The 486-nt window shown below is 64.8% G+C and carries 1 protein-coding gene; it reads left to right on the forward strand.

Annotated features, from left to right (window positions below; translation table 11 throughout):
• Window positions 1-16: 16 nt before the first annotated feature.
• The coding region (locus AC5RWU_RS24570) for a DUF421 domain-containing protein (protein WP_493986780.1) at window positions 17-486 on the forward strand (470 nt) is incomplete at its 3' end.

Below are 486 nucleotides of genomic sequence, written 5' to 3' on the forward strand. Positions count from 1 at the left end.
AATGGATTGGCAGTCGATGTTCGGGCCGAGTATTCCGCTGCTTGAGGCCTTTATCCGGGGCACAGTCATGTTTCTGGTGCTGTTCCTCCTGATGCGCATTGTCGGCCAGCGCGAGTCCGGGGCGCTGGGGCTGACCGATGTGCTGCTGGTCGTCCTCGTGGCCGAGGCTGCTTCGGTCGGTCTGCACGGGGAGGCCGAAACGATCACCGATGCTTTGGTGGTCGTGGCCGCGATCCTGTTTTGGAGCGTGGCAGTTGATGCCGTCGCCTACCGGTTCCCGCGCCTCGCGCCGCTGCTGAAGGCCCGGCCCCGGCAGCTCATCAGGAACGGTGAGCTGAACCGGAAGGTGATGCGCAGGGAATTCATGAACGAAGACGAGGTCTTCTCCCAGCGGCGGCTGCACGGCATCGAGGACATTGCGCAGGTGGAGCGTGCCTGCCTGGAGCCCAACGGCATGATCAGCGTCGTCCGCCGGGACCGTGGCGG

It is taken from the genome of Arthrobacter sp. B0427-1-12, from assembly GCF_059092905.1.